Annotated in this window: 8 protein-coding genes and 1 riboswitch; of the genes, 5 read left to right on the top strand and 3 right to left on the bottom strand. The window is 70.1% G+C overall.

The window, feature by feature from the left end:
* Both ACESMY_RS19920 and metE read right to left on the bottom strand, forming a co-directional pair.
* Positions 1-205 (bottom strand): CinA family protein (locus ACESMY_RS19920; protein WP_372786363.1); only part of this gene is annotated, 205 nt, incomplete at its 3' end.
* 40 nt (positions 206-245) lie between these two features.
* A complete protein-coding gene (gene metE / locus ACESMY_RS19915) occupies positions 246-2,573 on the bottom strand; it encodes a 5-methyltetrahydropteroyltriglutamate--homocysteine S-methyltransferase (protein ID WP_372786362.1) in 2,328 nt (775 codons plus the stop codon).
* 247 nt (positions 2,574-2,820) lie between these two features.
* Positions 2,821-3,038: riboswitch (cobalamin riboswitch) on the bottom strand.
* A 173-nt stretch (positions 3,039-3,211) separates the two neighbouring features.
* Here metE and ACESMY_RS19910 point away from each other — a divergent pair.
* Positions 3,212-4,444: a serine hydrolase domain-containing protein gene (locus tag ACESMY_RS19910; RefSeq protein ID WP_372786361.1), complete on the top strand. Its 1,233-nt coding sequence runs from the start codon at positions 3,212-3,214 to the stop codon at positions 4,442-4,444.
* On the opposite strand, the gene ACESMY_RS19905 is transcribed toward ACESMY_RS19910, so the two are convergent.
* Positions 4,441-5,400 (bottom strand): helix-turn-helix transcriptional regulator, encoded by a 960-nt coding sequence (locus ACESMY_RS19905; protein WP_372786360.1) that lies wholly within the window; start codon positions 5,398-5,400, stop codon positions 4,441-4,443. The genes ACESMY_RS19910 and ACESMY_RS19905 overlap by 4 nt on opposite strands.
* Positions 5,401-5,462: 62 nt before the next feature.
* Between ACESMY_RS19905 and ACESMY_RS19900 the strand changes: the two genes are divergently transcribed.
* From ACESMY_RS19900 to ACESMY_RS19885, 4 genes are all read left to right on the top strand, one after another.
* On the top strand, positions 5,463-6,083 hold the full coding sequence (locus ACESMY_RS19900) for a LysE family translocator (protein WP_372786359.1): 621 nt from the start codon (positions 5,463-5,465) through the stop codon (positions 6,081-6,083).
* 31 nt (positions 6,084-6,114) lie between these two features.
* The gene (locus ACESMY_RS19895) at positions 6,115-6,348 is read left to right on the top strand and encodes a BolA family protein (RefSeq protein ID WP_372786358.1); all 234 of its coding nucleotides are present in this window, start codon (positions 6,115-6,117) and stop codon (positions 6,346-6,348) included.
* A 72-nt stretch (positions 6,349-6,420) separates the two neighbouring features.
* Entirely contained in the window at positions 6,421-6,765 is a 345-nt protein-coding gene (grxD, locus tag ACESMY_RS19890; RefSeq protein ID WP_372786357.1) for a Grx4 family monothiol glutaredoxin, read from the top strand.
* Between the two features lie 9 nt (positions 6,766-6,774).
* A complete protein-coding gene (locus ACESMY_RS19885) occupies positions 6,775-7,212 on the top strand; it encodes an acyl-CoA thioesterase (protein WP_372786356.1) in 438 nt (145 codons plus the stop codon).
* Positions 7,213-7,221 lie beyond the last annotated feature (9 nt).

Here is a 7,221-nt window from a genome sequence, read left to right as displayed (position 1 = left end):
CCTCGCGCGGCAGGTCCATCAGCACCATCCGCGCCTTGCCGGTGTAGACCACCGCGCCGCCCAGATAGTACTTCGACGCCCCCGCCACGCTGAGCAGCGCCGCCGAGATCAGGCCGGCCGACGAGCTCTCGGCCACCGCCACGGTCTCGCCGCGGACCTTCAGCCGCTCGCCCAGGACCTCGGCCAACTCGAAGAGCGTCTGCATCGGGATCCTCGCCTGTTCCCGAACTCTTCGCCCGCCGCGCTCACCCGGGCAACCCGCCTTGCGAGCGAAGCCGCTTGGCGGCAGCGACCATGTTGACCAGGGCCGGGCGCACCTCCTCCCACTTGCGGGTCTTCAGGCCGCAGTCGGGATTGACCCAGAGCTGGCTGGGATCGAGCTCGGTGGCCGCGCGGGCCAGGAGGTCGGCCATCTCGTCGACGCTCGGCAGGCGCGGCGCATGGATGTCGTAGACGCCCGGGCCGATCTCGTTGGGATAGCGGTAGCGGCTGAAGGCGCCGAGCAGCTCCATCTTCGAGCGCGCGGTCTCGATGGAGATCACGTCGGCGTCCATCGCCCCTATGGCGCCGATGATGTCGTTGAACTCCGAGTAGCACATGTGGGTATGGATCTGGGTCTGGTCGCCGACGCCCGAGGCCGTCAGCCGGAAGCATTCGACCGCCCAGCCGAGATAGGCCGCCCACGCCGTCCGCCGGAGCGGCAGGCCTTCGCGCAACGCGGCCTCGTCGATCTGGATGATCTTGGCGCCCGCCCGTTCCAGGTCGACGACCTCGTCGCGGATGGCGAGCGCGATCTGCCGGCAGGTGGTGGCTCGCGGAATGTCGTCGCGCACGAAAGACCACTGCAGGATGGTCACCGGCCCGGTCAGCATCCCCTTCATCGGCCGCTCAGTCAGGCCCTGCGCATAGGTCCACCAGTCGATGGTCATGGCCTTGGGCCGCGCGACGTCGCCGAAGATGATCGGCGGGCGCACGCAGCGGGAGCCATAGGACTGCACCCAGGCGTTCTGGGTGAAGGCGAAGCCCTGCAGCTGTTCGCCGAAGTACTGGACCATGTCGTTGCGCTCGAATTCGCCGTGCACCAGCACGTCGAGGCCGATCTCCTCCTGCCAGCGCACGGCCGCCTCGGTCTCGCGGCGCAGGAACGCTTCGTACTCGGCGTCCGACAGGGCTTGCCGGCCGTGGGCCGCGCGGGCCTTTCGCACCCCTTGCGTCTGCGGGAACGAGCCGATGGTGGTGGTGGGATAGGCCGGCAGGTTCAGCCGCGGGGCCTGCAGCGCGCGGCGGGTGGCGAAGTCGCTGCCACGCCGAGCCATGCCGGCGCTGACCGCCGCGAGCCTCGCCTGCACCGCCGCGTCGTGGATCTTCGGCGAGACCTTGCGCGCCGCCACCGCCGCGGCCGAGGCCGCCAGCTGGTCCGCGACCGCCGTCCGGCCATCGGTGAGCGCGCGCCGCAGGACGTCCAGCTCCTCCAGCTTCTGGACCGCGAAGGCGAGCCAGGTCTTCACCTCCGGATCGAGCGCCGGCTCGGCGGCCAGGTCGATCGGCACGTGCAGCAGGGAGCAGGAGGGCGCCACGATCAAGTCGGCCCGCGCCGCGGCGACCGGCTCAAGGCGGTCCAGCAGGCCTGCCAGGTCCGAGCGCCACACGTTGCGGCCGTCGATCACCCCCAGCGACAGGGTGAGGTCCGCGGGCGTCTGGGCGAGCGCCAGGTCCAGCTGCTCAGCCCCGCGCACCAGGTCGAGGTGCAGGCCCGCGACCGGCAGGCGGAGCGCCGTGGACAGGTTCTCGCCGAGCCCGCCGAAGTAGGTGGCGAGCAGCAGCTTCAGGTCCGGCGCGGACTCGCAGAGCAGGCCGTAGGCGTCGCGGTATTGCCGCAGCTCGTAGCCGCTGAGGTCGAGCGCCAGGCAGGGCTCGTCGATCTGCACCCAGTCCGCGCCGGCCGCCGCCAACTGCCGCAGCACCTCCACGTAGACCGGCAGCAACCCCGGCAGCAGCGACAGGGGATCGAGCCCGGCCTCCTGGCTCTTGCCGAGCTTCAGGTAGCTCACCGGCCCCAACAGGACCGGGCGGGTGTGCAGCCCCAGCGCCTTGGCCTCGAGGAAGGCCGTCACCGGCTTGGCGTCGGTCAGCTCGAAGCTCTGCCCGCGGGCGAACTCCGGAACCATGTAGTGGTAGTTGGTGTCGAACCACTTGGTCATCTCGAGCGCCGGCAGGTCGCCCCCATGGCCGTGGGCGCAGGCCTCGTCGGCCGCCGCGCCATGGGTCCCCCGCGCCATGGCGAAATAGGTCGCCGGGTCGATCGCCCCGCCCTCCGGGCGATAGAGCGCCGGGATCGCGCCCACCATGACGCTGGTGTCGAGCACGTGGTCGTAGAGCGAGAAGTCGTTGCTGGGCAGGTGCTGCACGCCCAGCGCCCGCTGACGGACCCAGGCCGCGGCCCGCAGGCCCTCGGCGCTCTCCAGGAGGTCGGCTTCAGTTGTCTTGCCCGCCCAATGGCTCTCCAGGGCGGTCTTCAGCTCGCGGTGCGGGCCGATGCGGGGAAAGCCGAGGTTGGCGCTGATGATGGCCATAGGAGGTCTCCTGCGGCCGCACGGGGTGCGCACGGCCGGTCTGGTGGATCGGGGATCGATGGGGTTTGGAGCTTAGGGTCGAGCCGCGGTCAGCGCGGATCGACCCAGCGCATTCGTCCGGTCGGCGTTCGGGGCGGTAAGCGCATGAGCCACACCTGTTGAATTCGGAGGCGTGAACCGGCGGACGGGCGCGCCGCGGCGAAGAGCTTCGCCGGTGACAAGCCGCGACCGTCAGGACACCCCGCCCGAGGACGTTATCTGTCGCGGCAGGTCTCCTGGCTCGCGGGTCACGGCCTCCTGCCCTGGCCTTCCCGGCGCGAAGGCCAGTGGCGCGGAATGGGCAGTCGGCTCGCCGCTTACAGTTGCGGGGGCAGCCCCGGCTTGGGCGGCTCGCGCCGCCGCACCGGGTTCCCTCTTAGCTCCCGCCCCCGAGAGGACGGGAGAACCTCGACTTCAACATTGAAGCGCGACCGCGAACTCGCGTCAAGAGGATATAACGATATCCTTATATCTTTATATGAGCATGGCCGCGGACCTGTCGGGGCGGCTCGACGCGCCCTTCCCCCTTGGCGCAAGGGTGCTTCGGCGCCCATGATGCGGCCAATAAGAACAGGCGGCATTTTTCGGGAGGATATTTCATGGACGCCCAATCCCAGTGGACGGGCCTGGACGCCGGGCGCCTGGAGCGCATCGGCGAGCACCTGGAGCGCAACTACATCTCAAACGGCAAGATCGCCGGCTGCCAGGTCGGCGTCGCCCGCCACGGCCACATGGCCTACTTCAAGTCCTTCGGCCAGATGGACAAGGAGCGCGGCAGGCCCACCGCCGACGACACCATCTACCGCATCTATTCGATGACCAAGCCGATCACCTCGGTCGCGCTGATGACCCTCTACGAGCAGGGCTATTTCCAGCTCAACGATCCGGTCAGCCGCTACGTCCCCTCCTGGAAGAACCACCGCGTCTGGGTCTCCGGCGAGGGCGCGGACATGAAGACCGAGGCCCCGACCCGGCCCGTCTCATTCCGCGACGTGCTCTCCCACACCGCCGGCTTCACCTACGGCGGCGGCCTGCCCGGCGTCGGCCTGCAGCACCCGATCGACAAGATCTACCGCGACCTCAAGGTCCGTTCGGTGGGCGGCGCGGACACCATGCAGCAGTTCCTCGACAAGCTCGGCCAGGTGCCGCTGCGCTACCAGCCGGGCACGGCCTGGATGTACTCGCTGGCCACCGACGTCTGCGGGGCGCTGGTCGAGGTGATCTCCGGCGTGCCGTTCGACAAGTACCTGCAGGACAACATCTTCGGCCCGCTCGGCATGAAGGACACCTCGTTCTTCGTCGCGCCCGACAAGATCGACCGCTTCGCCGCCAACTATCAGCGCGGGCCGGACAAGCAGCTGAAGCTGGTCGACGATCCGGCCACCAGCGACTTCACCAGGGACCCTGGCTTCAAGTCCGGCGGCGGCGGCCTGACCGGCACGAGCGCCGACTACCTGCGGTTCTGCGAGATGCTGCGCCGGGGCGGTGAGCTCGACGGCGCGCGGATCCTGGGCCCGCGGACGCTGGAGGTCATGCACATGAACCACCTGCCGGGCGGCAAGGACCTGACCCAGCTCGCCATCGGCGGCTTCTCGGAGACCGCCAACGAGGGCGTGGGTTTCGGCCTGGGCTTCGCCTCGACCATGGGCCAGGTGCAGACGGGCACGCTGGGCGCGGGCGACTACTACTGGGGCGGCGCGGCCTCTACGATCTGCTGGGTCGACCCGAAGGAGGACCTATCGGTGGTCTTCATGACCCAGCTGATGCCGTCGGGGACCTTCAACTTCCGCGGCCAGCTGAAGAGCATCATCTACGCCTCGATCATCGACTAGCCATAGACCGCCGCAAGCTCGGCCGCGTGCCGGGCGATGGTGGTCCTCAGGCTCTCCGGCGACAGCACTTCGCACTCCGCGGCGAGGCTCAGGAGGTCGCGCGCGGCGTTCTGCGGACCCTCGATGGGGATCACCACCCGGAGACGCCCGTCCGGCTGCGGCCGGGCGCTCTGCTCGGCGGCGCGGGCGACCGCGGCGTTCAGGCGGGCCAGCCGCTGCAGGCCGCTGGGCGAGACCAGCAGCACGGCCTCGTCGGTCAGCAGGCTGTCCTCGAACGCCTTGGCCCAGCGCCGCCAATAGGCCGAGAGGTCGAACCCCGGCGGACGGACGGCGGCGGCCTCGCTGACCGTGGCTTGCAGGATGTTGGAGACGCGATAGGTCAGCGGCTTGCCGCCTGCCTCCGCCACCAGGTACCAGACGCCGCCCTTCAGCACGACGCCGAGCGGGCCCAGGTCGCGGCTCACCACCTCGCGCCAGCTTTCGTAGCGCACGGCGATGCGCCGGTCGGTCCACAGCGCCTCGGCGATGGTCTTGAGCAGCGGCCCGGGCTCGACGTCGCGGTACCAGGGCGCAGGATCTAGGTGGAACCGCTGGCCCACGGCGTCCGCCGCCCCCCGCGTCGAGGCCGGCAGGGCCGCCAGCAGCTTCAGCCGCGCCGCCGCCGTCGCTTCGCGCAGGCCGAGGTCCGCCGCCGGCCCCGGCAGGCCGGCCAGGAACAGGGCCTCCGCCTCCGGCTGGCTCAAGCCCGTCAGCTTGGTGCGGTAGCCGTCCATCAGCCGGAAACCGCCCGTGCGCCCCCGCTCGGCATAGACCGGCACGCCGGAGGCCGAGAGGTTGTCGATGTCGCGATAGATCGTGCGGACCGAGACCTCGAATTCCTCGGCCAGGGCCTCGGCGCTCGTCTGGCCGCGCGCCTGCAGGGTCATTAGGATCGAAAGGAGTCGGCTGGCGCGCATATTTGCATCCTAGCCGCAAAACCTGACGCTGGATGTCAGGTTTCGTGGTGTAGAACCGGATCATGACCAGCCCCCTCCTGTCGCTTGCCTCCCTGACCGTCGTCAGCCTGGTGACCGCCGCGGTCCCCGGCCCCAGCATCTTCCTGGTCATGCGGCTGGCCATGCGCCGCGGCCGCGGGCCGGCGATGATGGCGGCGCTGGGCACCACGGCGGGCTGCATCCTGTGGTGCGCCGCCGCCGCGCTGGGTCTCGCCGCCGTGCTGGTCACGGCGCCCTGGCTCTACACGGTGCTGCGCATCGCCGGCGGCCTCTACCTGCTGTGGTTCGCCGTCCAGCTCTGGCGCGCGCCGCAGGAGACGCCCGGCGCCGAGCCCGTCCAGCCCTCCGCGGCCGGCGGGGCGTTCTGGCGAGCGCTGATCGTCTGCTTGACCAACCCCAAGTCGGTGCTGTTCTTCGGCTCGATCTTCGCCGCCTACATGGGTCCCGACAGCCCGCTCTGGGTGCATGGCGCGGCCGTCGCCATCGTCTGCACCACCTGCATCGCCTGGTACGCCGCGGTCGCCTGGTTCTTCTCCACCACGCGGGCGGCCGCCTCCTACGCGCGGGCCCAGAAGCCGCTGGACCGCGTCGCCGGGGCCCTGATGGGCGCCTTCGGGCTCAGCCTGCTCTGGGTCTTCGATTGAGCTCGGCGACGCGCGGCGGTATGAGCCCGCCATGCCCATCGCCCAAGCCGACCTCGAAGCCATCCTGCGCGACGGCTTCCCCGACGCCGAGATTGTGGTCGACGACCTGGCCGGGGACGGCGACCACTACAAGGCCCGCATCGTCTCTGCCGCCTTCGCGGGCCTGCCCCGCGTGCGCCAGCACCAGCTGGTCTACGCCGCCCTGAAGGGCCGGATGGGCGGCGAACTGCACGCCCTGGCGCTCGAGACCTCCGCGCCCGCCTGACGCAGCCGCCTTGACCCCAGGAGCCGGGCTCCCTAGCTCTTGGACCTGAGATTTGCGCCGAAAGGGCGACCGATGACCGAGACCGTGACCGCCAATCCCGTCCACGACTTCATCGCCAAGACCGTGGAAGAGCATCCCGTGGTGCTGTTCATGAAGGGCGTGCCCGAGCAGCCGCAGTGCGGCTTCTCCGCCCAGGTGGTGCAGATCCTCGATCACCTCGGCGCCGACTTCGTGGGCGTGAACGTCCTGCAGAGCGACCCGCTGCGCGACGGCATCAAGACCTACTCCGACTGGCCGACCATCCCGCAGCTCTATGTGAAGGGCGAATTCGTCGGCGGCTGCGACATCATCCGCGAGATGTTCCAGGCGGGCGAGCTCAAGACCTTCCTGACCGAACAGGGCGTGCTCGCGGCCTAGCCGACGCGAGTGAGCGTCGAGGGGAAACCAGGCGGTCTTCTCGAGCCGCCGCCGGGCCGCAAGGTCTTCAAGCTCGACTTCGAGCCGACCCCATCCGACATCGATGAGAACGGCCACGTGAACAACGTGGTCTATCTGCGCTGGGCCCAGGACATCGGCACCGCGCACTGGCGCTCGATGGCGCCCGCCGAGGCGCAGGCGGAGTGGGCCTGGATCGCCCTTCGCCACGAGATCGACTACCGCCGCGCGCTGATGCCGGGCGAGACGGGCCACGCCCGCACCTGGGTCGCCGACCAGGTCCAGGGCCCGCGCTTCGACCGCTTCATCCGCATCGACTCAGGCGACGGCGCCATGTGCGCCCAGGTCCGCACCACCTGGGTGCTGATCGAACAGGCCACCGGGCGGCCACGGCGCGTGCCGCCCTGGATGCTGGAGCTGTTCGCGTAAGGGTCGCCA

Origin of the sequence: Phenylobacterium sp., from assembly GCF_041691455.1 — a bacterium.
In the GTDB taxonomy this organism is placed as follows: Bacteria; Pseudomonadota; Alphaproteobacteria; order Caulobacterales; family Caulobacteraceae; genus Phenylobacterium.
This window is presented reverse-complemented; position numbering and strand designations above follow the sequence as displayed.

Bases quoted from the DNA above. Each gene is read 5' to 3' on its own strand.
- grxD (WP_372786357.1), top strand. From the start codon at position 6,421: ATGACCGAGACCGTGACCGCCAATCCCGTCCACGACTTCATCGCCAAG.
- metE (WP_372786362.1), bottom strand. From the start codon at position 2,573: ATGGCCATCATCAGCGCCAACCTCGGCTTTCCCCGCATCGGCCCGCAC.
- ACESMY_RS19905 (WP_372786360.1), bottom strand. From the start codon at position 5,400: ATGCGCGCCAGCCGACTCCTTTCGATCCTAATGACCCTGCAGGCGCGC.
- ACESMY_RS19895 (WP_372786358.1), top strand. From the start codon at position 6,115: ATGCCCATCGCCCAAGCCGACCTCGAAGCCATCCTGCGCGACGGCTTC.
- ACESMY_RS19900 (WP_372786359.1), top strand. From the start codon at position 5,463: ATGACCAGCCCCCTCCTGTCGCTTGCCTCCCTGACCGTCGTCAGCCTG.
- ACESMY_RS19910 (WP_372786361.1), top strand. From the start codon at position 3,212: ATGGACGCCCAATCCCAGTGGACGGGCCTGGACGCCGGGCGCCTGGAG.